The sequence below is a fragment of the Herbiconiux solani NBRC 106740 genome, from assembly GCF_001571005.1.
In the GTDB taxonomy this organism is placed as follows: domain Bacteria; phylum Actinomycetota; class Actinomycetes; order Actinomycetales; family Microbacteriaceae; genus Herbiconiux; species Herbiconiux solani.
Map to the genome: position 1 here is coordinate 111,173 of NZ_BCST01000008.1, position 25,261 is coordinate 136,433.

27 protein-coding genes and 1 tRNA gene are annotated in these 25,261 nt (G+C 72.0%); 14 read left to right on the plus strand and 14 right to left on the minus strand.

Annotation, left to right across the window (positions count from 1 at the left end):
* Positions 1-44 precede the first annotated feature (44 nt).
* On the plus strand, positions 45-2,729 hold the full coding sequence (locus HSO01S_RS15475) for an ATP-dependent Clp protease ATP-binding subunit (RefSeq protein ID WP_066043141.1): 2,685 nt from the start codon (positions 45-47) through the stop codon (positions 2,727-2,729).
* A gap of 109 nt (positions 2,730-2,838) precedes the next feature.
* Here the strand turns inward: HSO01S_RS15475 and HSO01S_RS15480 are convergent, their stop codons facing one another.
* Positions 2,839-3,054 (minus strand): PLDc N-terminal domain-containing protein, encoded by a 216-nt coding sequence (locus HSO01S_RS15480; protein WP_066043144.1) that lies wholly within the window; start codon positions 3,052-3,054, stop codon positions 2,839-2,841.
* A gap of 92 nt (positions 3,055-3,146) precedes the next feature.
* On the opposite strand from HSO01S_RS15480, the gene HSO01S_RS15485 reads away from it, so the two are divergent.
* On the plus strand, positions 3,147-3,848 hold the full coding sequence (locus HSO01S_RS15485; RefSeq protein ID WP_066043146.1) for a GAF and ANTAR domain-containing protein: 702 nt from the start codon (positions 3,147-3,149) through the stop codon (positions 3,846-3,848).
* A 42-nt stretch (positions 3,849-3,890) separates the two neighbouring features.
* Positions 3,891-4,832: an NADP-dependent oxidoreductase gene (locus HSO01S_RS15490; protein WP_066043148.1), complete on the plus strand. Its 942-nt coding sequence runs from the start codon at positions 3,891-3,893 to the stop codon at positions 4,830-4,832.
* Positions 4,833-4,843: 11 nt separating this feature from the next.
* Here HSO01S_RS15490 and HSO01S_RS15495 read toward each other — a convergent pair whose 3' ends face one another.
* Together HSO01S_RS15495 and HSO01S_RS15500 are read right to left on the minus strand one after the other, a co-directional pair.
* On the minus strand, positions 4,844-5,419 hold the full coding sequence (locus tag HSO01S_RS15495; protein ID WP_066043150.1) for a hypothetical protein: 576 nt from the start codon (positions 5,417-5,419) through the stop codon (positions 4,844-4,846).
* A 91-nt stretch (positions 5,420-5,510) separates the two neighbouring features.
* A complete protein-coding gene (locus HSO01S_RS15500; protein WP_066043152.1) occupies positions 5,511-5,981 on the minus strand; it encodes a hypothetical protein in 471 nt (156 codons plus the stop codon).
* A gap of 141 nt (positions 5,982-6,122) precedes the next feature.
* On the opposite strand from HSO01S_RS15500, the gene HSO01S_RS15505 reads away from it, so the two are divergent.
* From HSO01S_RS15505 to HSO01S_RS15525, 5 genes are all read left to right on the plus strand, one after another.
* Positions 6,123-6,193 (plus strand) — tRNA-Cys (locus tag HSO01S_RS15505).
* Between the two features lie 34 nt (positions 6,194-6,227).
* On the plus strand, positions 6,228-6,632 hold the full coding sequence (locus tag HSO01S_RS15510; protein ID WP_066043154.1) for a TOBE domain-containing protein: 405 nt from the start codon (positions 6,228-6,230) through the stop codon (positions 6,630-6,632).
* A gap of 11 nt (positions 6,633-6,643) precedes the next feature.
* On the plus strand, positions 6,644-7,510 hold the full coding sequence (modA, locus tag HSO01S_RS15515; protein WP_066043258.1) for a molybdate ABC transporter substrate-binding protein: 867 nt from the start codon (positions 6,644-6,646) through the stop codon (positions 7,508-7,510).
* A gap of 73 nt (positions 7,511-7,583) precedes the next feature.
* On the plus strand, positions 7,584-8,441 hold the full coding sequence (locus tag HSO01S_RS15520) for an ABC transporter permease (protein ID WP_066043156.1): 858 nt from the start codon (positions 7,584-7,586) through the stop codon (positions 8,439-8,441).
* The gene (locus HSO01S_RS15525) at positions 8,438-9,598 is read left to right on the plus strand and encodes a sulfate/molybdate ABC transporter ATP-binding protein (RefSeq protein ID WP_066043158.1); all 1,161 of its coding nucleotides are present in this window, start codon (positions 8,438-8,440) and stop codon (positions 9,596-9,598) included. The genes HSO01S_RS15520 and HSO01S_RS15525 overlap by 4 nt, the downstream gene beginning before the upstream one ends.
* On the opposite strand, the gene HSO01S_RS15530 is transcribed toward HSO01S_RS15525, so the two are convergent.
* Positions 9,586-10,140: a CDP-alcohol phosphatidyltransferase family protein gene (locus tag HSO01S_RS15530; protein ID WP_066043160.1), complete on the minus strand. Its 555-nt coding sequence runs from the start codon at positions 10,138-10,140 to the stop codon at positions 9,586-9,588. The genes HSO01S_RS15525 and HSO01S_RS15530 overlap by 13 nt on opposite strands.
* Complete coding sequence (locus HSO01S_RS18855) at positions 10,137-10,352, minus strand: hypothetical protein (protein WP_066043162.1); 216 nt, start codon at positions 10,350-10,352, stop codon at positions 10,137-10,139. The genes HSO01S_RS15530 and HSO01S_RS18855 overlap by 4 nt, the downstream gene beginning before the upstream one ends.
* Before the next feature lie 54 nt (positions 10,353-10,406).
* Between HSO01S_RS18855 and HSO01S_RS15540 the strand changes: the two genes are divergently transcribed.
* Both HSO01S_RS15540 and HSO01S_RS15545 read left to right on the plus strand, forming a co-directional pair.
* Entirely contained in the window at positions 10,407-10,739 is a 333-nt protein-coding gene (locus HSO01S_RS15540) for an STAS domain-containing protein (RefSeq protein ID WP_066043164.1), read from the plus strand.
* A complete protein-coding gene (locus HSO01S_RS15545) occupies positions 10,732-11,151 on the plus strand; it encodes an ATP-binding protein (protein ID WP_066043166.1) in 420 nt (139 codons plus the stop codon). The genes HSO01S_RS15540 and HSO01S_RS15545 overlap by 8 nt, the downstream gene beginning before the upstream one ends.
* A gap of 69 nt (positions 11,152-11,220) precedes the next feature.
* Here the strand turns inward: HSO01S_RS15545 and HSO01S_RS15550 are convergent, their stop codons facing one another.
* The 3 genes from HSO01S_RS15550 to HSO01S_RS15560 all read right to left on the minus strand — a co-directional run bounded on the left by HSO01S_RS15550 (position 11,221) and on the right by HSO01S_RS15560 (position 14,096).
* A complete protein-coding gene (locus HSO01S_RS15550) occupies positions 11,221-12,507 on the minus strand; it encodes a PP2C family protein-serine/threonine phosphatase (protein WP_066043168.1) in 1,287 nt (428 codons plus the stop codon).
* Positions 12,508-12,510: 3 nt separating this feature from the next.
* Positions 12,511-13,017: a nitroreductase family deazaflavin-dependent oxidoreductase gene (locus tag HSO01S_RS15555; RefSeq protein ID WP_066043169.1), complete on the minus strand. Its 507-nt coding sequence runs from the start codon at positions 13,015-13,017 to the stop codon at positions 12,511-12,513.
* A gap of 68 nt (positions 13,018-13,085) precedes the next feature.
* Positions 13,086-14,096, minus strand: a complete 1,011-nt coding sequence (locus HSO01S_RS15560; RefSeq protein WP_066043170.1) for an aggregation-promoting factor C-terminal-like domain-containing protein — start codon at positions 14,094-14,096, stop codon at positions 13,086-13,088.
* Between the two features lie 462 nt (positions 14,097-14,558).
* Between HSO01S_RS15560 and HSO01S_RS19125 the strand changes: the two genes are divergently transcribed.
* A complete protein-coding gene (locus HSO01S_RS19125) occupies positions 14,559-14,783 on the plus strand; it encodes a hypothetical protein (protein ID WP_066043171.1) in 225 nt (74 codons plus the stop codon).
* A 32-nt stretch (positions 14,784-14,815) separates the two neighbouring features.
* The gene (locus HSO01S_RS19130) at positions 14,816-15,193 is read left to right on the plus strand and encodes a DUF3618 domain-containing protein (RefSeq protein ID WP_066043172.1); all 378 of its coding nucleotides are present in this window, start codon (positions 14,816-14,818) and stop codon (positions 15,191-15,193) included.
* Here HSO01S_RS19130 and HSO01S_RS15575 read toward each other — a convergent pair.
* Genes HSO01S_RS15575 through HSO01S_RS15585 form a run of 3 tightly spaced genes read right to left on the minus strand, consistent with a single transcriptional unit; the run spans position 15,171 to position 18,132 of the window.
* Complete coding sequence (locus HSO01S_RS15575) at positions 15,171-16,364, minus strand: cation:proton antiporter (RefSeq protein WP_066043173.1); 1,194 nt, start codon at positions 16,362-16,364, stop codon at positions 15,171-15,173. The two genes, HSO01S_RS19130 and HSO01S_RS15575, sit on opposite strands and share 23 nt — an antisense overlap.
* A gap of 10 nt (positions 16,365-16,374) precedes the next feature.
* Positions 16,375-16,869, minus strand: a complete 495-nt coding sequence (locus tag HSO01S_RS15580; RefSeq protein WP_066043174.1) for a cation:proton antiporter regulatory subunit — start codon at positions 16,867-16,869, stop codon at positions 16,375-16,377.
* A gap of 21 nt (positions 16,870-16,890) precedes the next feature.
* Entirely contained in the window at positions 16,891-18,132 is a 1,242-nt protein-coding gene (locus tag HSO01S_RS15585; protein WP_084361740.1) for an AI-2E family transporter, read from the minus strand.
* Between the two features lie 93 nt (positions 18,133-18,225).
* Here HSO01S_RS15585 and HSO01S_RS15590 point away from each other — a divergent pair, with 93 nt between their 5' ends.
* Entirely contained in the window at positions 18,226-18,876 is a 651-nt protein-coding gene (locus HSO01S_RS15590; RefSeq protein WP_066043175.1) for a GntR family transcriptional regulator, read from the plus strand.
* 64 nt (positions 18,877-18,940) lie between these two features.
* Complete coding sequence (locus HSO01S_RS15595) at positions 18,941-20,065, plus strand: ATP-dependent DNA ligase (protein WP_066043176.1); 1,125 nt, start codon at positions 18,941-18,943, stop codon at positions 20,063-20,065.
* Positions 20,066-20,207: 142 nt separating this feature from the next.
* Here HSO01S_RS15595 and ligD read toward each other — a convergent pair whose 3' ends face one another.
* The 3 genes from ligD to HSO01S_RS15610 all read right to left on the minus strand — a co-directional run bounded on the left by ligD (position 20,208) and on the right by HSO01S_RS15610 (position 25,088).
* Complete coding sequence (gene ligD, locus HSO01S_RS15600) at positions 20,208-21,233, minus strand: non-homologous end-joining DNA ligase (protein WP_066043177.1); 1,026 nt, start codon at positions 21,231-21,233, stop codon at positions 20,208-20,210.
* A 73-nt stretch (positions 21,234-21,306) separates the two neighbouring features.
* On the minus strand, positions 21,307-22,377 hold the full coding sequence (locus tag HSO01S_RS15605) for a Gfo/Idh/MocA family protein (protein WP_066043178.1): 1,071 nt from the start codon (positions 22,375-22,377) through the stop codon (positions 21,307-21,309).
* Between the two features lie 71 nt (positions 22,378-22,448).
* Positions 22,449-25,088, minus strand: a complete 2,640-nt coding sequence (locus tag HSO01S_RS15610; protein WP_066043179.1) for a phosphoenolpyruvate carboxylase — start codon at positions 25,086-25,088, stop codon at positions 22,449-22,451.
* Positions 25,089-25,261: the final 173 nt, after the last annotated feature.

Below are 25,261 nucleotides of genomic sequence, written 5' to 3' on the forward strand. Positions count from 1 at the left end.
AACTTGAGCGTAAGGCACTCAAGTTTTTCAAACCAGGAGGTTTCGTGCCCGAGAACTTCACTCCCGAGGGAGTCAACAACGACGCCGGCAGCAACTCGTTCGACGAGTTCCTCGCCCGGTACCTCGAGGGAGAGCAGCGCGCGGCGCGAGCCGGGCGCTCCATCGACCTCAGCAAGCTGATCAGCCGCCGCACCCAGGAGCTCCTCGCGCAGTCCGGCCGCTACGCGATCGAGCACGGCCACCGTGAGCTCGACGCCCTGCACATCCTGCGCACCATCGCGCCGCAGCAGCCCGCCTCCGATGCCATCCGCGGCGTCGGTGCCGACCCGCAGGCGATCGCCCGCGCCGCCGAGCTCCGGCTGCCCGCCGCGAGCCACGACCAGGTCGACCAGCCCGCCCTCACCCAGTCGGCCCAGCGCGCGCTGTTCCACGCCTACCAGGTGGCCCGCGCATCCGGTTCGACCTACATCGACCCCGAGCACCTCTTCTTCGCGCTCGTGATCAACCAGGACTCCCCCGCCGGCCAGGTGCTCGCCCAGGCGGGCGTCACCCCCGACGCCCTGCAGGAGGGCATGCGCCAGAACATCGGCGCCGACGGCGACCCGGCGAACGGCTTCGGCGGTCAGGCCGGACAGCCCGGCCAGGCCGGTCAGGCCCAGGGCGACGGCACCGAGTCCGACACCCCCACGCTCGACCGCTTCGGCACCGACCTCACCAAGCTGGCCCGCCAGGGCGAGCTCGACCCGGTGATCGGCCGCCTCGACGAGATCGAGCAGACCATCGAGATCCTCTCCCGCCGCACCAAGAACAACCCGGTGCTCGTCGGCGAGGCCGGAGTCGGCAAGACCGCGATCGTCGACGGCATCGCCCAGGCGATCGTCGACGGCGGGGTGCCCGAGCAGCTGCGCGACAAGCGCGTCGTGGCGCTCGACCTGCCCGCGATGCTGGCCGGAACCAAGTTCCGCGGCGACTTCGAGGAGCGTCTCACCACGCTGATGGACGAGATCTCGGCCCACAAGGACGAGCTGATCGTGTTCATCGACGAGATCCACACCGTCGTCGGCGCCGGAGGCTCCGGCGAGGGCGGAATGGACGCGGGCAACATCCTGAAGCCCCGCCTGGCCCGCGGCGACCTGCACCTGCTGGGCGCCACCACGCTCAAGGAGTACCGCGCGATCGAGAAGGACCCGGCGCTGGAGCGCCGCTTCTCCCCCGTGACCGTCGGTGAGCCGTCGATCTCGGATGCGGTGCTGATCCTCCAGGGACTCCGTCCCGCCTACGAGGAGCACCACGGCGTCAGCTACACGGATGCGGCCCTCGCCGCCGCCGTCGAGCTCTCGGCCCGCTACGTCAGCGACCGCTTCCTGCCCGACAAGGCGATCGACCTGATCGACCAGGCCGGCGCACGCCTGCGCCTGTCGCTCGGCAAGATCCCCGCGGTCGTCGACATCTCGTCGCTGCAGGCCGACCTGGCCTCGCTCGAAGGGGCGAAGAACGCCGCCGTCTCGGCCGAGCACTACGAGGAGGCGTCGCGCATCCGTGACGAGATCGAGGACATCCAGCAGCAGCTCGCCGAGGCCACCTCGGTGAACCGCCGCGTGGCCGCCGAGCGCGCCTCGGGTGGCATCGATCTGGATGCGGTGGTCGACGAGGCCGAGATCGCTGCGGTGATCTCGCGCTCGACCGGCATCCCGGTGTCCCGCATCGGAGAGGTCGACCGTGAGCGTCTGGCCGCCCTCGAGGGCGAGCTGCACGAGCGCGTGATCGGTCAGGACGACGCGGTGACCGTGGTCGCCAAGGCCGTGCGCCGCAACCGCACGGGCATGGGCGACGCCCACCGCCCGATCGGCTCGTTCCTCTTCCTCGGCCCGACCGGTGTCGGCAAGACCGAGCTGGCCAAGTCGCTGGCGGGGTCGCTGTTCGGCTCCGAGCAGGCGATGCTGCGCTTCGACATGTCGGAGTTCGGCGAGCGCCACACGGTCTCGCGTCTGGTCGGCGCCCCTCCCGGATACGTCGGCTACGACGAGGCCGGCCAGCTGACCGAGCGGGTGCGCCGGAACCCGTACTCCGTCGTGCTGTTCGACGAGATCGAGAAGGCGCACCCGGACGTGTTCAACCTGCTCCTGCAGGTGCTGGACGACGGTCGCCTGACCGACGGCCAGGGCCGCACGGTCGACTTCCGCAACACGGTGATCATCATGACCTCGAACCTGGGGTCGGAGTTCCTGGCCTCCCGCTCGGGTGCGATGGGCTTCGTGGCCCGCGCGGCCGACGGCTCGGACGGCAACGGCTTCGGGTCGGACAAGGCGCTCCGCGACCGGGTGATGGGCAAGCTCCGCGAGGCGATGCGTCCGGAGTTCCTCAACCGGATCGACGAGATCGTGCTGTTCCGCAAGCTCGAGAGGGAGCAGCTGCGCGAGATCGTGTCGCTGCTGCTGGGTGCCACCCGCATCCGTCTCGATGCCCACGAGATCACGCTGACGGTGACGGATGCGGCGATCGACTGGATGGCCGAGAACGGCTACGAGCCCGAGTACGGTGCTCGCCCGCTGCGCCGCGTGATCCAGCGCAACGTCGACGACGCGATCGCCGACCTGCTGGTCTCGGGCTCCCTCGCCGACGGCGGGGAGGTCACGGTGGATGCGGCCGACGGTTCGCTGAGGGTCACCTCGGGGGCCGAGGCGGCTTCCGGATCGGCACCGGCGTGGGACCTGGCTCAGGCGGCCTAGTCCACTCGTAGAACGGCAGAAGGGCCGGACACCCCTGAGGTGTCCGGCCCTTTTCGCTGCCCGCCGCCGGCCGACTGAGACTGCTCGGGCGGGTCGGGGGGGCAGGGGGTCAGGAGCTTGCGCTGCGGCGCGGGCGGCCGAAGGCGAACCAGCCGATCGAGCCGATCAGCGGGATGATGATGACCACCAGGATCCAGATCACCCGCTCGGTCGCGGTGAGTCGATCGGCGCGCACGATGCTCACGAGAGCCGCGATCCAGAGCACCACGGAGGCCAGGATGAGCAGGAGCACGATCACGTGCCCGAAGTTGAATTCGCCGAACATGGTTCCCACCGTCTCATGCCGGAGGGCGATCCGCCAGCGGAAACCGGCTGCCTCTCGTGACCGTCCCGGGAGACAGCGGTAGATTGGGCGGCATGACGACGCGCGAACGGGAACTGGTCGAGACCTTCGTGGAGCTCGCCGACACCCTCGTCGTCGGCTACGACGTGATCGACCTGCTGCAGCGGCTCGTGGAGCGGAGCGTGTACTTCGTTCAGGCGACCGACGGCGGCATCCTGTTGCCCGACGCGCAGGGCGCGCTCGAGGTGGTGGCCTCGACCAGCGAGCGCAGCCGCCTGATCGGTCTCCTCCAGCTCGACGCCGGCGAGGGCCCGTGCATGGACGCGTACCTCACCGGGGCGGTCGTCAGCGTCGCCGACATCAGCGAGACGGCCGCCCGGTGGCCTCGTTTCGCGGCCGAATCGGCCTCGCTCGAGTACCGCTCGATGCACGCGATCCCGATGCGGCTCCGCGACGAGACGATCGGGTCGCTCAACCTTTTCAGCGACCACCCCGGCACCCTCCCCGCGGAGGATGCGGCGGCCCTCCGCGCCCTCGCCGACGTCGCGACCATCGGCATCCTGCACGAGCGCGCGTTCCGCGAGGCCGACACGGCCCGCGAGCAGTTGCAGCACGCTCTCGACAGCCGGGTGATCATCGAGCAGGCCAAGGGCGTGATCGCCCACACCGAGGGCGTGAGCGTCGACGACGCCTTCGAGATCCTGCGCGATCGGGCCCGGCGGAGCGGCCGGAAGCTCTCGCTCGTGGCGCGCGAAGCGGTCGAGTTCCGCCGCTAGGGCGCCCACCCCGTTCCCGATCCGCCGTCCTAGGCTGAGGACATGGCGAAGATGTGGGTTGCGAAGGATTTCGGCGGGCTCGACGTGTTCGAGGAGGTGCACGTCGACGTGCCGGCGCCCGGCCCCGGCGAGGTGACCATCGGCATCCGTGCCGCCGGCATGAACCCGGCCGACTACAAGCACGTCGCGAACGGCTCGGACCGCTCGCTCCTGCCGGTGCCGATCGGCTACGAGTGCGCGGGCGTCGTGACGGCCGTGGGCCCGGACACCCGGATCGGATCGGGCCCGGTGGAGGTGGGCGACGAGGTGCTCGCCTTCCGGATCTCGGGCGGGTACGCCACCGAGCGCACGGTCGCGGCGAAGGACGTCTTCGCGAAGCCCGGGTCGCTGTCGTTCGAGCAGGCCGCGAGCCTTCTGCTGGTGTCGACCACGGCCGCCGAGATGCTCGACGTGACCGGGGTCAGGGCGGGCGACATCGTGCTGCTGCACGGGGCATCCGGATCGGTCGGGGTCGCCGTGCTGCAGCTCGCGGCCGCGATCGGCGCGCGGGTGATCGGCACCTGCGCCGAGCAGAACTCCGACCTGGTCAGGCGTTTCGGCGGCGAGCCGGTCGTGTACGGGCCCGGTCTCGAGGAGCGCGTGCGGGCGCTGGCGCCCGAGGGCGTCGACGCGGCGCTCGATGCGGTCGGTACGGATGAGGCGATCGACGTGTCGCTCGCCCTGGTCGCCGACCCCGCGCGGATCGTCACGATCGCCGCCATGGCCCGGGCCGCCGAACGGCACGAGGGCTTCCGAGTGATTGCGGGGGCGATGCCGGCGAGCGCCGCCTTCCGCGACGAGACCCGGCCACGGCTGATCGAGGCGGCGGGGCGCGGCGAACTCGTGATCCCGATCGCGCAGACCTTCCCGCTGTCGAAGGCGCGCGAGGCGCTCGAGGTGCTGGCGGGTCAGCACCCGGGTGGGAAGCTCGTGCTGGTTCCCTGAGCCTGAAGCCGCTAGACGGCGGCGCGACGGATGGCGTGGGCCGAGAAGGCCCCACCGACCGCGGCCGCGCCGGGCACGGTCCACCACAGCCAGTGCACGGTGCCGGGGCTCTGCATCGTGACGAGCGCGGCGACGGCCGTGGCGGCGAGGGCCATCGCGAGACCGACGCCGGTGGCGCTCCGGCGCGTGTCGAGGGTGCGCAGCCCGGCGTACCAGGCGATCAGGCCGGCGGCCGCCGCGGTGAAGCCGAGCGCGGCGCCGACGAGGGTGCTGGTGAGGGCCGCGAACATCCAGAAGCTCAGGTCGGGCCAACTGAGCACGACGATGACGGTCTGAGTGGTGAGGATGCTCGCGAGCATCGTCGCCAACCCGCCTTCGAGCGCGAACCGGAGCGGGGAGGTGGCGGTGCCGGCGCCCGTGCCGGTGCTGGTGGCAGCGACGGCTGCGGCCGGACGGACCGCGGAGGCACCGGCCGAAAGGGCGGTGGAGGCGCCGGCCGAATGGGCGAGCGGGCCGGCCGCTGAGCGCTCGACGACCTCCGGTGTGCCCCGGTCGTCTGCGCCGTCAGCGCGTGCTGCGCCCTCCATGGGTCGAGTATGCCAGGGGCCGTTCGCCTGTCGTCGCGACGACTGTCGCAATCCACGTCACGCCGCCGGACGCGAGCCGACGGAACGGGGATCAGGCGCGAGCGGGCGTCGGAACCCGGGAGGCCGGGCGGGCGAGCTCGCGGGCCGCGATGACGGCCGCGGCCACGCCCGCGAGCACGGCCGGAACGAGATCGAGCGGCCAGCTGGGCCAGAGGGCCGGCCGCACCGCGATCACGAGCAGCCCGATGGCCGACCCGAGCAGCGCGACCGCGAGTCCGATCAGGAGGGCCGCCGCCCACGGTGACCGCGGCATCCTGAACCGTCGCACCAGCACCCAGGTCACGACGCCCGCGACCGCGAAGACCACCCCGACGACCAAGCCGCCCACGCCCGCGTCGAGCACGACCACCCGGCCCTCGTCGGTCATCCAGCCGTGGCGGACGAGCACCTCGCCGAGGGCGACCCCGAAGCCGGCGACCGCGGCGACGATGGTCGTGGCGACCACGAAGGCGGAGGTGATGCCGGCGGTCGCGCTTCCCGCATCCTGTCGATACGTCGTCACAGAGCGCCCCTCTCTTGTCGTCGTTCGGCGGGATTCCAGGCGTCTTCGAGCGCCTCATCCGGGCGTCGGCATCATGTTACCCGCGGCGGCGTAACACTGGCCCGATGCGTCCGGGCATCGGCTACAGTCGTCGCAACCCCCGGCGCCTTGGCGGAGTGGTTACGCAGCGGTCTGCAAAACCGTCTACACGGGTTCGAATCCCGTAGGTGCCTCAATTTCCGCACTAGCGGCTCTAGACTCGATTCCGTGACGCAGATACGGGTAAAGGATGCCGCAGTCTTTCTCGGCGTGAGCGACGACACGGTGCGGCGCTGGGTCGACGCGGGCCTGATCGCCAGCGCGAAGGACGACGCCGGTCGCACGGTCGTCGACGGCCTCGACCTGGCGCAGCTGGCGCGGAAGAACGCGGTGCTCCCCGCCGACCCCAGCGAGATCGGCCGCAGCGCGCGCAACCGCTTCGTCGGGCTGGTGACCGAGATCACGCTCGACCGGGTGATGGCCCAGGTCGAGCTGCAGTGCGGCCCGCACCGCGTGGTCTCGCTGATGTCGAGCGAGGCCGTGCGCGAGCTCGGTCTCGAACCGGGCTCGGTGGCGATCGCGGTGGTCAAGGCCACGACCGTGATGATCGAGACCCCCCGGGGCGACGCGTGAACGGCATCCGGATGCACGGTCGCCGCGCGGAGACAGCGCGGCGGGGTGCCCTGCTGGTCGCGATCGCAGCGACGGCCGCACTGCTCGCGGGCTGCGCCGGCGGCGCATCCGGGAGCCCGGCGGATCCGGCGGACGCCCCCGGCACCGCGACGAGCCCCGGCACCGCCGCACCCGACACCTCGACCCTCGACGGGTCGGTCACGGTCTTCGCCGCGGCGTCGCTCAAGGGCACTTTCACCGAGCTCGCCACCCGCTTCGAGGCCGAGCATCCGGGAGTCGACGTCGAGCTGAACTTCGCCGGCTCCAGCGACCTCGTCACCCAGATCACCGAGGGCGCTCCCGCCGACGTCTTCGCCTCGGCCGACGAGAAGAACATGACCACGCTCACCGACGCCGGCCTGATCGACCCCGCGGCCCCGGTCGACTTCGCGACCAACGTGCTCGAGATCGCCGTGCCGCCGGGCAACCCGGCCGGGATCACCTCGTTCGCCGACCTGGCGAACCCCGCGGCCAAAGTCGTCGTCTGCGCCCCGCAGGTGCCCTGCGGTGCCGCGACCGCCTCCGTCGAGCAGACGACGGGCGTCGACATCCCCGCCGTCAGCGAGGAGTCGTCGGTCACCGACGTGCTCGGCAAGGTCACGAGCGGCGAAGCGGATGCGGGCCTGGTCTACGTCACCGACATCGCCGCCGCCGGCGACGCCGTGCAGGGCATCGCATTCCCCGAATCCGCGAACGCCGTCAACACGTACCCCGTCGCCGTGGTCGACCACGCCGGACGTCTCGACGGCGCTACCGCCGTCGCGCGCGCCTTCGTCGATTTCGTCGCCGGAGCCTCGGGTCGCGCCGTCCTCTCCCCCGCCGGCTTCGGCGCTCCCTGATCCCGCGCCGGATCCGACCCGACCCAGCCGGCCCGACCAGACCCACCCCGAAGCCGCCGACGAAAGGAGTGACGTGTCCTACCGCTCCCTCCCCCGCTGGCTGATCGTCGTCGCCATCGTGGGCGCCGCGTTCGTCGTGCTCCCGCTGGCCGGCATGGTGCTGCGGGTGGACTGGGCGAACTTCCTCCCCCTCATCACCTCCGAGTCCTCCCTCGACGCCCTCGGCCTCAGCCTCCGCACCTCGCTCGCCGCCACGGCGCTCTGCATCGTGCTCGGCGTGCCGATGGCGCTCGTGCTCGCCCGCACCCGGTTCTGGGGACAGAAGGTGCTGCGCTCGCTCGTGCTGCTGCCCCTGGTGCTCCCGCCCGTCGTCGGCGGCCTGGCCCTGCTCTCGACCTTCGGCCGCCGCGGGCTCCTCGGCCAGACCTTCGACGCCTTCGGCATCCAGCTCGCCTTCTCGACCACGGCCGTCGTGCTCGCGCAGACCTTCGTGGCGCTGCCCTTCCTCGTGCTGAGCCTCGAGGGGGCGCTCCGCACCGTCGGCACCCGCTACGAAGCGGTCGGCGCGACCCTCGGCGCCTCGCCGAGCACGGTGCTGCGCCGCATCACGCTCCCCCTCGTGCTCCCCGCGCTCCTCTCCGGCGCGGTGCTCTCGTTCGCCCGCGCGCTCGGCGAGTTCGGCGCGACGCTCACCTTCGCCGGCAGCCTGCAGGGCACCACCCGCACCCTCCCCCTCGAGATCTACCTCCAGCGCGAGACCGATCCGGATGCCGCGGTCGCCCTCTCCCTCGTGCTCGTGGTCGTCGCGATCGTCGTCGTCGCGGTGGCGCACCAGGCGGGCGAGGCCTCCCCTCTCCGTCGCGGCCGTCGGCTCGTGCCGGATGCGCAGGACTCAGCCGACATCCGGCCGGTCGAACGGCGGCAGTCGTGAGTCTGCAGTTCCGGGCGAGGATGCCCGACCGCGGCTTCGACGTCGCGCTCGACGTCGCCGAGGGCGAGACGCTCGCCGTGCTCGGCCCGAATGGCGCGGGCAAGTCGACCCTCCTCGCCCTGCTCGCCGGACTCCTCCGCCCGGCCGAAGGGCGCGCCGATCTCGACGGCACCGTGCTGTTCGATGTGCCGCCGGCCTCGCGCCGCGGCACCGTGCTGCCGCCGCACCGCCGGGGCGTCTCGCTGCTCGCCCAGGAGGCTCTCCTCTTCCCCCACCTCACCGCGCTCGAGAACGTCGCTTTCGGCCCCCGCTCGCGGCGGGGCGGCGACCGGAGCGCCGACCCCCACACGCTCGCGCGCACCTGGCTCGACGAGGTCGACGCCTCCGGGCTTGCTGGCCGTCGCCCGCACGAGCTCTCCGGCGGCCAGGCCCAGCGCATCGCCGTCGCCCGCGCCCTCGCCTCCGAGCCACGCCTGCTGCTGCTCGACGAACCGATGGCGGCCCTGGATGCGGCGGTCGCCCCCGCCCTCCGCCGCACCCTCCGTCGGGTGCTCGCCGGCCGCACGGCGATCATCGTCACCCACGACATCCTCGACGCGTTCACCCTGGCCGACCGGGTCGTCGTGATGGACGGCGGCCGGATCGTCGACTCCGGCCCCACCCGAACCGTGCTCGACCGCCCGACCAGCCCGTTCCACGCCGGGCTCGCCGGCCTCAACCTGCTCGTCGGCACGGTCGCCGCGAGCACCCCCGGCGGCGGCGAGGTGGACGTCGAGCTGGACGTCGAGCTGGGCGTCGAGCTGGGCGTCGAGGCTGCCGGAACCCGGGTGCGCGCCCGAGCCGACGCGCCGCTCGAACCGGGCCGACCGGCCGCCGTCGCCATCCGCCCGTCCCACATCACCGTGACCGTGACCCCGCCCGCCACCGACACCACCACCACCACCACCGCTGCCACCGCCACCGCCACCGAGCCGGGTCACACCGTGCTCGAGGCGCACGTGCTCGACCTCGAACAGCGCGGAGACGTCGTCCGCCTCCGCACCGAGCACCTGGCGGCCGACCTCACGCCCGGCGAGGCCGCCGCCCTCGACCTCACCGAGGGCCAGCGCGTCTGGTGCCGCTTCGCCCAGGCCGACGCCCTCGCCTACCCGCGCTGAGCCGGAACTGCCCGCCGCGGCCCACGCAGCGTGACCACCGTGTACTCGAGGTTCGCGATCGCGTGCAGCACGCATCCGGCCCCCACCACCGTCAGCGCGGCGGTCGACAGCACGACGTCGTCGGGCCAGAACGAGGCGACCAGCAGCAGCAACGGGAAGCCGACCATCAGCAGCACCGTGCGCACCTTGCCGATCCAGCGCACCGACACGATCCCGGGCTTCCGCACGAGGATCGTGATGCCCAGCACCAGATCGGCGACGAGCAGCACGAGCGCCATCCACAGCGGCACGATCCCCGCCAGCACCAGCGTCGCGCAGACCACGAACTGGCTCACCCGGTCGGCGATCGGATCGAGCTTCCTGCCCAGATCGGTGATCAGGTCGAAGCGGCGCGCGATGAAGCCGTCGGCCCAGTCGGTGACGCCCAGCACGATCAGCACGACGAGGCCGAGCAGCGGACTCCGGAAGACCAGGAGCACCACCACGAACAGCGGCGTCAGGATCAGCAGCCGGCCGAAGGAGATCGCGTTGGGGAGGTTCACGAGTCGGGAAGGGCCTCGGAGGTGATGATCGTGCCCGTCCACCCGGGCTGCCGGGCGACGAGTTCGGTGAGCTCGGCGTTGATGTACAGGGTGCCGCCGTCGGCGCCCGCGGTGTGGAAGTAGGAGTCGTTGAAGACGCTGTCGCTGAGCACGACCTTCACGTTCGGATAGGTCTGGATGATGCGCGCGATGGCGCGTTCCGGATCCGGCACGTCGACTCCCTTCGATAACCTTGGTTCAGCTTAGTTCTAGGGGGTAACCATCACATGGAGTTCACGACGGAAACGATCGGCGACGACGTCGCCGTCATCCGCGGTGACGGCCGGCTGAACATGGTGTCGGCGCAGCCTCTGCGCGACACCGTGAAGCGAGCGATCGACGCAGGCCGGCACCGCATCGTGGTCGAGTTGAGCCGCGTGCCGTTCATGGATTCGTCCGGCCTCGGCGCCCTGATCAGCTGCCTCAAGTCGGCGCGCGAGACCGGCGGCGACCTGCGGATCGTCGCTCCCTCGACCCAGGTCTCGATGGTGCTGAAGCTGTCGAACGTCGACAAGATCCTCACCCCGTACCCCTCGATCGAGGAGGCCTCCCGTGACTGAGGAGCGCAAGAACCTGGTCTTCTCCTCGCCGCCCGACGACGTGGATGCGGTGCACGAGTTCCTGGAATCGGTCTGGACCGCGAACCCCGAGGTGAGCGAGTACGACCGGATGGCGTTCGAGACGGCGCTGATCGAGCTGGCCTCCAACGTCATCCAGCACGCCTCGGGCGAGGGCGGGGTCACCTGCGTGCTCTCGGTCACGGCCGATGAGACGGGTCTCGTGGCCTCGCTCGCCGACACGGCCGACGCGGGGGGCATCGTGCTGATGAACCGCGAGATGCCCGACGAGCTGTCCGAGTCCGGTCGCGGGATCGCCCTCATCCAGGCCCTCGTCGACGACCTGCGCTACGAGCGGGTCGACGAGCGGAACGTCTGGACCATCTCGCGCGCCCGCGAGGCACAGGCCGAGTAATCGGGCGCTAGCGGCTCAGCGGCTCGGCTGCTCAGCGGCTAGACCCTCAGCAGCTCGCGACCCGGCGGGTCAGGCCGTCGCCTGCCGCGTCACCACGACCACGGTGACGTCGTCGTCGGCCGTCGCGTCGGCGGTCAGCTGTGCGACCCGGGCCACCGCATCCTGCGACCCGTCCGCCTGCGCCACGATCGCGGCGACGTCGGCGATGCAGTCGAGGGTGCCGTCGAAGAGGTCGAGCAGGCCGTCGGTGAAGGTGATCAGGCGGTCGCCCGGCTCGAGCACCACGCGCCCGGCGGTCCACAGCCCGTCGGCGACCAGGCCGATCGGCAGGCCGGTCGCCTCGAGCCGCTCGAAGGAGCCGTCCGGGCGCACCAGCACGGTGAGGCCGTGACCGGCGTCGGCGTAGTCGAGCGTGCCCGAGGCGATGTCGATGACTCCGTGGAAGAGCGTCGCGAACGATCCGGTCTCGCCGAGGTCGCGGGCGAGCTGGTCGTTCACGTCGCGCACCGCCCCGACGACGTCGCCGCCGGTGCGGGAGAGGAAGGCCGCGCGCACGGTCGCGGCCATGATCGCGCCCGCGGTGCCTTTGCCCATCACGTCGGCGATCGTCAGCTCGATGCCCGATTCGGTGCCGCGCCAGGAGTAGAAGTCGCCGCCGACGTTCTTGGCGGGCAGGCACACGCCCGCGACCTCGAAGTCGGGCAGGCTCGGCTGGTCACGCGGCAGCAGGCTCTGCTGCACCTCGGCGGCGCGGTCGCGGTCGGCGGAGTCCTGCAGCTCGCGCTCGACCCACTGGCCGAGCTCCTCGAGCAGCCGGTACTGGTCGGGCGTGAACTCGCGCGGGGCGGTGTCGACCAGGCACAGCGTGCCGACCCGGTAGTCGTCGCCGAGGCTGAGCGGCCGACCGGCGTAGAAGCGGATGTGACGCTCACCGGTGACGGTCGAACGCCAGGAGAACCGGTCGTCCTTCGTCGCGTCGGGCACGACGAGCAGCTCGGGGCGCTGGATCGTCACGTCGCAGAACGACTGCGAGCGGTCGCTGTCGGTCGGCACGCCGGGCAGCTGAGGCGACTTGGTGAACTGGCGGGTCTCTTCGAGCAGGTTGATCTCGGCCACCGGCACACCGAACAGCTCACGCGCGATGCGGGTGATGCGGTCGAAGCGCTCCTCACCGGGGGTGTCGAGGAGTTCGAGCTGCCGCACGGCGTCGAGGCGAAGCCGCTCGAAGCCGGCGGGGTCGGTCGTCGGCGTCGGCGTCGGCGCGGGCGCCTGTGCCTGCGCTTGCTGCTGCTGCTGCTGCTGCTGCTGCTGCTGCGATCGTGCGTGCGTTCGGGCCTGGTGCATGTCCTCCGCCATGCCCTAAGCGTAACCGCCGCCCGCCCCCGTGCGGGGGTCGAGGCGGAAGATGCGGAGCGTCCGGCCCGACGCCCGCTCGTAGCCGCGGTAGCCGGGCCACTGCTGTTCGATGAAGGCCCAGACCGCTTCTCGCTCGTCGTCGTCGACGAGGTGGGCCCGCACCGGGACGGGGCGGCCGTGCACGACGACCTCGGCATCCGGATGCGCGATCAGGTTCGCGCTCCAGGCCGGGTGTGCGGCGCCGGCGAAGTTGCTGCCGGTCACGAGCATCCGGCCATCCGGTTCGGGCACGTACATCAGCTCGGTCTCGCGGGCTAGGCCCGACTTCGCCCCGGTCGTGCGCAGCACGAGCGACGGGACGAGCAGTCCGCTCAGCTGCACGCGGCCGCGCGTCAGGAACCGGATCGCCCGCTCGAGCGGGGGCATGATCGTCGGGCCGACGCGCCGGAAGAAGCGGGTTCGGGAGAACCGGGCGACGGCGACCCGGATGCCGCGGACGAGAGAGGCCATGCCTCCATCATGCGCCCGCGGTCATCCGGGTGCGCCGGCCCGACGTGAACCAGGCCGGCGTGCGCCGATCAGTACCAGTTGACCGACTGCGAGTGCGACCAGGCCGAGCAGGGCGTGCCGTAGCCGCGCTTGATGTAGTCCAGGCCCCACTGGATCTGGGTGACCGCGTTGCTCTGCCAGTCGTCGGCGACGGTGCCCATCTTGCTGCCGGGGAGGGCCTGCGGGATGCCGTAGGCACCGCTCGAGGCGTTCTCGGCCTGGTAGTTCCAGCCCGACTCCTTCGACCAGAGCGAGCTCAGGCACTGGAACTGGTCGCTGCCCCAGCCGTACTGGTTCGAGGCCATGTCGGCGGCGACGTCGCGGGCGCCGTCCGGGGTGTTGGCCCGGGCGAGACGGTCGGCGGCGGCCTGAGCCGCGGCGGCGGCATCGGCGGCAGCCTGCGCGGCGGCCTCGGCGGCGGCCTTGTCGACGGCGGCGGCCTGCAGGGTGGCCTGCGTGGTCGCGGCGGCGGCCGAGTTGGTGAGCGTCTGCACGGTCGTGGTGTCGAGGTACGGGTAGTTCGCGAGCGAGGCGACCGAGGCGATCAGCGGGGTCGTGTCGACCTTGCCGTTGACCGAGGCGAGCACCTGGTTGGCCGAGCTCACGGTCTGGGCGGCGCGGGTCTCGGCGCGATCCTTCGTGCGCTCGAGCAGCTCGTTCGGCGACTCCTCCGGGGCCGCGACCGAGATGGTCGTGCTGATGCTCGACGCGTTCGTGGTGCCGACCGAGGTCTCGGCGTTGGCGATGGCGGGGTGCACGACCGAGGCCGCGGTGACCAGGACCGCGGCGGCGGCGACCGACCCGATGGGGCCGAGCACGTGGGCCGCGCGGCGCAGGCGGTGCCGGCGGTCGTGCTGGCGGATCGCCTTGCGGCTGTCGAACGAGGAGGGTCGGCGGGCCGCGATGATCGCGTTCTCGCCGGTGTCCGTGGAGAGGAACTGCACCGGGGCGTCCGGAGCGCCGATGCCGGAGCCGGCGGTCGGGGCGAGGGAGGTGGTGCGTTTCTTCGATGAGGGTGAGGCGGGCGTTGCGTTGGGCATGGTTTCCAATGGTTCGGCCAATGGGTGCGGGCGCGCGCGAGCGGTCGGCTGCACTCCGGCCGCGGAAACGGGCGCGCTGCAAAAGGGCGGCGCACGCGCGGGGGAACAGGGGCTGAGGGGGGTCGGCGCCCTGCCGCGGCGATTGGCGGTGACGGTCGATGTCGGGTTGTTCCAGAAGCCGTCTCGGCTCCGGCGTGACGCTCGCACCGGGGGCCGGATGATCGGGTTGGCCGGCGGGCAAACGATTGAAGCAACAAGTATCGACGCTCTTCCTGAAAGAAATCTCCATGCGCCGTAATGCGTCACCTGTCGCTCAGCCGCGCGAAGCCGCCATCGGGCTCGGCACGACCGGCCGGAGCAGGTGGGAAAGCGCCCGCAGGACTGTGCACGGGGGCCGGATCGGCGCACGATGGAGAGCACGGTGAAACCACCGCCCTCGCCCCTGCGACGAACGGATACATCATGAACAAGATCCTCCTGCTCCTGGCCTTCGGCGCCGGCTACGTCCTCGGCACCCGCGCGGGCCGCCGTCGGTACGAGCAGATCCGCGCCAAGGCCAAGGACTTCTGGAACGACGAGCACGTCCAGTCGGCCGTGCACTCCGCCGGCGAGGCCGTCGAGTCGGCCGCGGGCAAGGCCGCCGACAAAGCGGGCGACCTCATCGGCAAGGTACGCTCGGCGAACTGACGCTATCCCCCGATCCCCCGAGGAGTCCCGACGTGGCGAAGAAGAAGTCCGAGCCGGACAACCAGCAGCTCAGCGTCCCCGCCGCCGTGACCCAGGTCGCCCGGGGGGTCGTCACGGCCCGCGCGGTCAAGACGAACGAGCGCGACGAGGATGCGGAGCCGGCCCCCAAGCGGAGCCGCGCCGAGCTGCAGGCCGACATCAAGGCCAGCCGCGCCGAACTCACCGGTGTGCTCGACGAGATCCAGCAGCGCCTCGACGTCCCGGCCAGGGCTCAGGAGATCGCCGGCGACTTCCGCGCCGATCCGATGACGGCGGCGCGCACCCACAAGAAGACGACGGCGACCGCAGTCGTCCTCGTGGCCGCCGTCGGCACCGGTATCGGCTTCCTCATCCGCGCGATCGTGAAGTGACCGCGGCCTGACGCGACCGCACCCGCTGCTTGAACCAGCGGGTGTCCGGGATGCGCGCGAGGAACGGTCCGACCACGACCGTGATCAGCACGTACCCCGTGGCCAGCGGCGCCAGCCGCGGCTCGATCCCGGCGCTGACCGCGAGCCCGGCGATCACGATCGAGAACTCGCCGCGCGGTGTGAGCGAGAGGCCCGCCCGCCAGCGACCGGGGATCCCGATGCCGCCCCGGCGCGCGGCCAGGTACCCCGTCGCGACCTTCGTCGCCATGGTCAGGATCGCCAGCAGCGCCGCCGGTACGAGCATGGAGACCAGCTCGGACGCATCCGTCGCCAGCCCGAAGAAGACGAAGAACACGGCGGCGAACAGATCGCGGAGCGGCGTCAGCACCTGGCTGGCCTGGTGCGCGACCTTGCCCGACACCGCGATCCCGACCAGGAACGCGCCCACCGCCGACGAGACGTTCACCTCGGCCGCGACGCCGGCGACGAGCATCGTGAGCCCGAGCACGCCGAGCAGCAGGGGCTCGGGATGCTCGGCCGTGAAGATCCGCGAGATGAACCGCCCGTAGCGCAGCGCCACGAACAGGATCGCGGCCACCACCCCGACCGCGATCGCGACCGTCACGGCGCCCTGCACGAGGCTCACGCCGACGACCAGCGCGGCGAGGATCGGCAGGTAGAACGCCATCGCGAGGTCTTCGATCACCAGGATGGCGAGCACGATCGGCGTCTCGCGGTTGCTCAGCCGGCCGAGGTCGCGGAGCATCTTGGCCACGACCCCTGACGACGAGACCCAGGTCACGCCCGCCAGCGCGACCGCCGCCACCGGACCCCAGCCGAGCACGAGAGCGAGCACCGCACCGGGCAGCGCGTTGAAGACCGCATCCAGGAGCCCGGCTACCCGCGACTGCTTGAGGTTGCTCAGCAGCTCCTGGGCCGTGTACTCGAGCCCCAGCAGGGCGAGCAGCAGGATGACCCCGATCTCGGAGCCGACCTCGAAGAAGTCGGCGCTCGCGTCGAGCGGGATGAAGCCGCCGTTGCCGAACAGCAGGCCGACGAGCAGGTAGAACGGGATCGGCGAGATCCCGATGCGGAGCGCCAGTCGCCCGAGCAGGCTCATGCCGAGCAGGAGAGCGCCGACCTCGATCAGGATCACCGTCGTCTCGTGCACGGCGCTCCTCTCAGTCCGGCCCGTTGGCGATGATGCGGCTGAGGGCGTCGAGCCCCTCGCGGATGCCGACCGCCACGATCACGTCGCCCGGCCGCAGGATCTCGGCGGGCGTCGGCGACGGCATCACGGTCGTGCCGCGCACCAGCGCCACGATCGAGACCCGGGTGCGCGTGCGCGCCTTCGTGTCGCCGAGCGGGCGGTTGAGGTAGGGCGAGTCGGTGGGCAGCAGCAGCTGCTCGGTGTAGAGCCCGGCCACGTCGCCGGCGAGGCTGGTGAGCCGCGTCATCGAGATCGAGCTGCCGAGCAGGTCGGCGAGCGCCGCCGCCTCGTCGTCGGTGAGCTCGACCGAGTCGCTCGAGGAGTCCGGGTCGTCCTCGTCGACGAAGGCCAGGTCGTGGTCGCCGTCGCGGTGCGACACCACGCTCACCCGCCGACCGGTGCCGGTCAGCAGATCGTGACGGACGCCGATGCCCGGCAGGTCGACCTTCTCGATGCGCACTCCCACGAGGACACGGTAGCAGCGGGCTCAGCCCGCCGCGGGCTCCGGATCCGGCTTGCGCGTCTCGACGGCGTCGTGCGGCTCGTGCTCGGGGCCGGACCAGACCTTGACGATCGCCCAGGCGACGGCCGCGATCGGCACCGAGAGCACGGCGCCGATGATGCCGCCGAGGATGGTGCCCGCGGTCAGGGCCACGAGGATGACGAGCGGATGCAGTTTCAGCGACTGCGCCATCACGACCGGCTGCAGGAAGTTGCCCTCCAGCTGGTTCACCCCGATCACGATGATGACCACGATCAGCGCGACGACCGGCCCGTTCGCCACCAGGGCGACCAGAGCGGCGAGCACGCCGGCGAGCGTCGCACCGACGATCGGGATGAACGCGCCGATGAACACGATGATCGCCAGCGGCAGGGCCAGCGGCACCTGCAGGATCGCCAGCCCGATGCCGATCGCGGCGGCGTCGACGAAGGCGATGATCGCGGTGCCCCGCACGTACCCGCCGAACACGCGGACCGCGGTGGAGCCGATCCGCTCGCCGCGCGCGTGCCGGTAGCCGCGGAAGGGGCTGATCAGGAAGCGCCAGATCCGCCCGCCGTCCTTGAGGAAGAAGAAGAGGATGACGACCATGAGCACCGCGCCCGTGATCACCTCACCGGCCGCCGAGACCCCGGCGAGCGCTCCCGTGCCGAACTGGCTGCTCGTCAGGAAGCCGGTCACCGCATCCCGCGCCCCGTCGATCTGCGACTGGTCGATGTCGATCGGCAGGCCGACGATGAAGCCGTGCAGGTCGTCGATGCCCTGCGACGCCGAGTCGCCGAGCGAGGACCACTGGCCGCGCACCGCGAAGACGATCAAGGTGATCAGGCCGCCGATCACCACGATGCCGGCGACCAGGGTGATCCAGGTCGCGAGCATCGACGAGAGGCCGTGGCGGCGGAAGAAGTTCATCAGCGGGTTGAGCGCCGACGCCAGGATGAGGGCGATCAGCACCGGGATCACCACGAGCTTGAGCTGCACGAGCGCGAACACGACCACCGCGGCCAGCGTGAGCACGATCAGGATCTGGATGCTGCGGATGCTGAGCTCGCCGAACTTGTCGGTGAGCAGGTCGCGGAGCGAGGCGCGGCGGCCGGGGGGTGTCGGCGTCTGCGCGGACGGCGTAGCGGGCGTCTGCGTGGCGGGCGCCTGCGCGGGCGGCGCCTGCGCGCTCGGCGTCGCTGCGTCGGGTGCCGGTGAGGATGCGGAGGCGGATGGTTCGGTCGGCATACGACAACCTTGACACGGCGGGGTCGTGACCGCCCGCAGCCTGGCACGCTACCCTCGGCAGCAGGGAGCCCTCGGAGCCGGGAGGAGAGCACCATGTCCCAGTCGCCGACCGCGGTCGCCCAGGTCGCGGGCGAGCTCCGCGAGCTCATCCTCGATGCTCGGCTGGCCCCGGGGCAGCCGCTCCGCGAGGAGACCCTCGCTGCCGAGTACGGCGTCAACCGCCACACCGTGCGCGCGGCCCTTCAGCAGCTGGCCGCCGCCCGCCTCGTCTCGTTCGAGCCCTACAAGGGCGCGCGCGTGCGCCGTTTCGACGACGACGACATCCGGGCGCTGATGGAGTACCGGGCAGCGCTCGAAGGCGAGGCGGTGTCGTTGCTCGTGGTGGCCTCGCCGGACGGCGTCGTCCGCCTGCCCGAGTCGGTGGTCGAGGCCAATGCGGCCCTTCGCGCCGCCTGCGAGCGCGACCCGGGCGACCACCGTGCGATCGAGCGGGCCCATGCCGCCCTCCACCACGCGATCGTCGAGGCCGCCGGCAGCCCGCGGATCACCGAGGCGCACGCGGGCCTGGAGAGCGAACTGCTCCTCTTCCTCAACCAGCTGCGCTCGGTGCTGCCGGCGACCGAGATGGCCGACCAGCACGACCGGCTGCTGGCGGGCATCCGGTCGCGGGGAACCGAGGAGATCCGCGACCACCTGCGCACCTCGGCCGGGCAGCTGATCGCGCTGCACCGCGAGGCGGGTTGAGTCGGCGCTGCTTCCCCGCAGCGCGGGGCTGGCGCCGCGACCGGGTGCCGGGCAGGATCGGTGCATGACCGACTCCCCCGCGTTCCCCGTCGTTCCGATGCTCGCCAAGGCCGTGGCCACGGTTCCCGAGCCGGACAGCGTCGAGGGTGGCCTCTCCTACGAGCCGAAGTGGGACGGCTTCCGCGGGATCGTCTCCGTCACCGCCGACGGGGTCGAGATCGGCAGCCGCGGTTCGAAGCCGCTGACCCGGTACTTCCCCGAGCTGGTGACCGAGTTCGCCCGGCAGCTCCCGGTGGGGTGCGTGCTCGACGGCGAGATCATCCTGCCCCGACCCGTTGACACGACGGGCGGCGCGGCCGGTGCCACGACGACCGACGCGGCCGGAACCTGGGCCGACAGCACGGGCGAGCGCCGGCTCGACTGGGAGGCGCTGTCGCAGCGCATCCACCCCGCGGCCAGCCGCGTGGCGAAGCTCGCCGAGGAGACCCCGGCGATGTTCGTGGCCTTCGACCTCCTCGCCCTCGACGGTGCCGAGCTGCTCGGCCTGCCGTTCTCCGAGCGCCGTGCCGCACTCGAGCAACTCGCCCAGACCTTCGAGGCGCCCCTCTCGCTCTCCCGCCGCACACTCGACGTCGAGCAGGCCAAGCGCTGGCTGGTCGAGTTCGAGGGTGCCGGGCTCGACGGCATCGTGGCCAAGCCGCTCGCGGCCGCCTACGCCCCGGGCAAGCGGATCATGCTCAAGGTCAAGCACCACCGCGAGGCCGACGTCGTGGTCACGGGCTACCGCATCCACAAGAGCGGCCAGGGCGTCGGCTCGCTGCTGCTCGGGCTCTTCGACGACGACGGCGGGATCCGCGGTGTCGGCGGCGCCTCGGCCTTCAGTGACAAGCGCCGGCTCGAGCTGATCGACGAGCTCGAGCCCTACGTGCTGCGCGACGACGAGGGCCGTCCGGTGCTCGGCGAGGGCGAGCGCAGCCGCTTCTCGTCGGGCAAGGACGTGTCGTTCGTGCAGCTGGAGCCGCGGCTGGTCGCCGAGGTGCGGTACGACCAGATGGAGGGGCTGCGGTTCCGGCACACCGTGCAATTCGAGCGCTGGCGGCCCGACCGCGAGGCCCGATCGTGCACCTTCGAACAGCTCGACCGCCCGATCGCCTACGACCTGGGCGAGGTGCTCGTCCGAACGGAATGAAAAACAGGGGGTTCGTCTGCATTATGCACTCGAACCCCCCGATTTTCATTCCGTTCGAAAGAGGCTCCGCACGAACGGGCTGATAATCGCGCCTACGCGTGCATATCGCACGTATGACGACGATCCTCAGCCCGTTCGTGCATCACTCCTCGGTCTTGCGCGCCCGGCTGGGCTGCACCCGCGGCGGTTCGCCCGGCATCTTGGGGTAGTCGGGCGGGAACGGCAGCTCGCCGAGGCCGTTCTCGAGGTCGCGGGCCCACCACTCCAGCAGCACGCCGATGCGGCCGGGCTCGGCGCCCATGTCCTCCCACGGGTCGCCGACGGTCTTCAGCCGGTCGGGCACGCTCTGCACCGTGAACGTCGTCGGGTCGGCGGTCGGCAGCTCGTCCCAGGTCAGCGGGCACGACACGGGCGCGTGCGCGAGGGCGCGGGGGCTGTAGGCGCCCGCGATCGTGCGGTCGCGGTTGGCCTGGTTGAAGTCGACGAAGATGCGCTCGCCGCGCTCCTCCTTCCACCAGTTCGTGGTGACCTCCTCCGGCATCCGCCGCTCGAGCTCGCGCGCGGCGGCGATCACGGCGTGGCGCACGTCGAGGAACTCGTGGTCCGGCTCGATCGGCGCGAACACGTGCACGCCGCGGTTGCCCGAGGTCTTGACGAACGCGGTGAGGCCGGCCTCGGCCAGAACCTCGCGCAGCGCGAGTGCGGCGGGGATCGCGTCGCCGAAGTCGGTTCCGGGCTGGGGGTCGAGGTCGATCCGCAACTGGTCGGGGAAGTCGGGGGCCTCGGCCCGCGAGGGCCAGGGGTGGAAGACCACCGTGTTCATCTGCCCGGCCCAGACCGCGCCGGCGGGCTCGTCGATCACGAGCTGCGGATGCACGCGCCCGCTCGGGTAGGTCACCGACACCGAGCGCACGTAGTCCGGGGTGCCCTTCGGCGGGTTCTTCGAGAAGAACTGCTCGCCGTCGATGTCGCCGCCGAATCGCTGGAGCGAGATCGGCCGGTCGCCGTTCGCCCGTACGAAGGGCTCGCCGACCGCGATCAGGTAGCGGGCGAGGTCGAGCTTCGTCAGCCCGACCGCGGGCCAGAGGATGCGGGAGGGGCTGGAGATGCGCACCTCGCGGGTGCCGTGGGGGCCGTCGACGTCGACGGTGGTCGCTTCGCTCGCCATGGCCCCACGCTACTGCGTCGGCCCGCCGAGCGGCAGGGAGGGTGCGGACGGGCAGCGCAGAGCCCCGACCGCGTCAGCCCTGCTGCCGGTGCGCCTCCTCGATGATCCGCAGCACCTGCTCGCTCTCGCGCGGGTCGACGGGCACCGGCTGCCCCGAGCGCAGCGCCTCGGCGAGCTCGCGGTAGAACGAGCCGAACCGCCCGGCCTCGATCGGCACCGCCCGGCTCCCCTCGGGTGACGCGAGCGTGCCGTCGGGCCGGTCGGGGTTCGTGCCGAACCCGGGGTCGTCCTGCCCCAGCCCGGCGGCCAGCTGCGCCTCCTGCGGGTCGAGGCCCTCGATCGTCAGCACGGCCGCCGAGCCGACCACCCGGAACCGCGGCCGCGGTGCGGGAGCCACGGCGCTCATCCAGAGCCGGCTGCGCACCCCGCTCCGGTGCGCGAGGGTGACGAAGGCCTCGTCGGCCGCCACCGCGCCCGGCCGCCGTCGGTCGAGCTCGGCGTGCACGCCCCCGCCGTCGACGTCGACCTCGCCGAACAGCTGCAGCGCCTGGTCGATCAGGTGCGGTCCGAGGTCGAACAGGATGCCGCCGCCCTCCGCGGGCGGCGCGCCGTCCTTCCAGCGCTTGGGCCCGAGTGCGGGCTTCCAGACCTCGAAGGCCGAGTCGAACTGCCGCGCGTCGCCCAGCTCACCGCTCGCGAGCAGCGAGCGCACGGTGAGGAAGTCGCCGTCCCAGCGCCGGTTCTGGAACACCGTGACCTGCCGGCCGACCGCCTCCGCGTGCTCGCGCACGTCGCGGGCGTCGTCGGCGGTGAGCGCGAACGGCTTGTCGACCACGACGTCGAGCCCCGCGTCGAGAGCACGATGGGCCAGCGGCGCGTGGGTGGCGTTCGGGCTGGTCACGACGACGAGGCCGAGGCCGAGGGCCTCCGCTCCGGCGAAGAGCGCGTCGGCATCCGGCACCACGATCCCGTCGCCGTACCGCGACCGGGCCTCGTCGGCCCGGGTCGGGTCGCCGGTGACGATCGCGGCCAGCTCATAGGCGGGGTCGGCGGCGATCAGCGGGGTGTGGAACACCCTGCCGCCCAGCCCGTAGCCGATGACGGCGGTGCGGATGGGGCGGGGGTCGTCAGCGCGCGAGATCATCCCTCCACGCTAGCGGGGCAGCGACTCGGCAACGACCGAGTTGCGACCCGCCGGCGCCCCGCATCACCTCATCACCCCGTGTTCTGCAGCCCCGCCGCGACCCCGTTGACGGTGAGCAGCAGCAGCCGGTGCGCCGCGTCGTCCGGATCCGAGCTGCCGGACTCCCGCACCGAACGCAGCGCCCGCAGCTGGAGCAGCGACAGCGCGTCCACGTACGGACTCCGCAGCCGCACCGCGCGCTGCAGCACCGGCCGGTCGTCGAGGATCTCGGCGTGCCCGCTCGTGCGCCTGACCCACTCGCGGGTGAGCTCGGATTCCTCCTGCACCAGGGCGGCGAGGTCGGGCCGGTCGCCCAGGGCGAGGTAGCGCTCCGCGATCCGCGGGTCGGTCTTCGCGAGCGACATCTCGACGTTGTCGATCATCGAGGTGAACAGCGGCCAGCGGGCGTAGGCGTCACGGAGCAGCTGCTCGTCGCCGACGGCCGCGAGCGCCGAGCCGAGCCCGAACCAGCCCGTGAGGTTGATGCGGGCCTGGGTCCACGAGAACACCCACGGGATGGCGCGGAGGTCTTCGAGCGACTCCACCGAGAGCCCGCGGCGGGCGGGGCGCGAGCCGAGCGCGAGCAGCCCCACCTCCTCCATCGGGGTGACCTGCGCGAACCAGGGGGCGAAGCCTTCGGCCTTGACCAGCTCGTAGAACCGGTGACGGGATGCCTCGTCCATCGTCGCGGCGACACCGGCGAAGTCGAGCGCCGACTGCCGGTTGGCCTCCTCGTTCGAGGGGCTCGAGGCGAGCAGGGTGGCGGCGGCCATCTGCTCGATGTGCCGGGCCGCGATGGTCTTGTCACCGTACTGCGCGAAGATCACCTCGCCCTGCTCGGTGAGCTTGAACCGGCCGTCGACGGATCCGGGCGGCTGGGCGAGCACAGCCTCGTTGGCCGGTCCGCCACCGCGGCCGAGCGCGCCGCCGCGACCGTGGAAGAGGGTCAGCTCGATGTCGTTCTCGGCGGCCCAGTCGGCGATCCGTGACTGCGCCGAGTACAGCGCCAGCGTGGCCGAGACGGGCCCGACGTCCTTCGAGGAGTCGGAGTAGCCGAGCATCACCTCGAGCCGGCGCCCGGTGGCGGCGAGGCGCGCCTGCACCTCGGGCAGCTCGATCATCTCGGCGAGGATGCCGGTGGCCGCGTTCAGATCGTCGAAGGTCTCGAACAGCGGGATGACGTCGAGCACCGGCGCATCGGCCTCGCCGAGCGCCGCGACCGCGAGGGCATAGACGTTCGCGAGATCCTCGGACGACTGGGTGAACGAGACGATGTAGCGCCGGGAGGCCTCGACGCCGAAGCGCTGCTGCAGCGACGCGATCGTGCGGAAGACGGCGAGCACCTCCTCGGTCATCTCGGCACGCTCGCCCCCCTCGCGGAGGTTCTCGAGCGCCTGCCGGTGCACCTTCGAGTGCTGGCGCACCTCGAGCTCGGCGAGGTGGAACCCGAAGGTGCGCACCTGCCAGACGAGGTTCTGCAGCTCGCCCTCGGCGCTCCGCACGGCCCCGCCGGAGCGCAGCGAGTCCTGCAGCACCGCGAGGTCGGCGAGCAGCTCGGCCGGCCGGTCGTAGGCGAGGCGGCGGACGTCGTCATCCGCACCGGAACGGGCCGCGAGCCGGGTGGCGGCGATACGCTCGGCGATCACGAGCAACACCCGGCGGTGCGGCTCGTTCGGCGCGCGGGTGCCGATCTGGGAGGTGACGTGGGGCGCCAGCTCCTGCTGGGCGGCCGCGAGCGCGCGCAGCGCCTCGGAGGGCGGAGTGTCGGCCTCGTCGAGCGTGAGCGTGCGCCCGATCCGGGTGGCGACGTGCTCGAGGCCGAGCAGCACGTGCTCGGAGGCGATGGCGGCGGCCTTGCCCGTCACCTCAGCGGTGACGAAGGGGTTGCCGTCGCGGTCGGCAGCGATCCAGCTGCCGAGGCGGAAGAAGGCGGGCGCGCTCGCGGGCATCGCCCCGGCCCCGGCGCCGAGCAGCCAGTCGTCGAGCAGCCGATAGACCAGCGGCACGGTCTGGAACAGCGTCTGGTCGAAGATCGACATGGCCGTGCGCACCTCGTCGAGCGGGGTGGGCCGGGTCGTGCGGAGGGGCGAGGTACGCCAGAGCACGTCGATCTCCTCGAGCAGCCGCCGCTCGTTCTCCACCAGGCCGATCGACCCGGCGAGCAGGTCGTCCCGCTGGTCGAGCAGGTCGCTGATCCGGCGGATGGCGGAGGCGACCGCGCGCCGCCGGGCCTCGGTCGGATGCGCGGTCAGCACGGGGTGGAAGCGCAGGTCGCGGAGGCGCTCGGCCGTGGCGGCGCGCCCGATCTCCTCCGACATCCGCTCGAGGGCGGCCGGCAGGGAGTCGTTGCGGTCGGCGTCCGGACCGAGCGAGGCGCGGGCGTGCAGCACGCGCACCCGGTGGTGCTCCTCGGCGAGGTTGGAGAGGTGGAAGTAGCAGGTGAACGCACGCGCGATCTGCTCGGCCCGCTCCTGCGTGAACGACTCCACGAGCGCCTCGGCGTCTTCGATCGAGGCGTCGCTGTCGCGCTCGTAGGCGTGGATGACCAGGCTGCGGAGCCTCTCGACGTCGGCCAGCAGATCCTCTCCCCCGGCCTCGGTCAGCACGCGGCCGAGCAGCGCGCCGAGCAGGCGCACGTCGGCGCGGAGGTCTTCATCCACTTGACCGCTCATGTTGCGGCGGCTGGCATCGGTGGATCCGGCGGGGGTTTCCGAGTCGAGGCTCACGGGTTCACGCTAGCGCGAGGTCGCGGCCGTGCCGAAATCGACGAGCGGATGCGCGACGCCCGAGCGGGCGCGTTCAAGACGGCGACGAGCGGATGCGCGACGCCCGAGCGGGCGAGCGA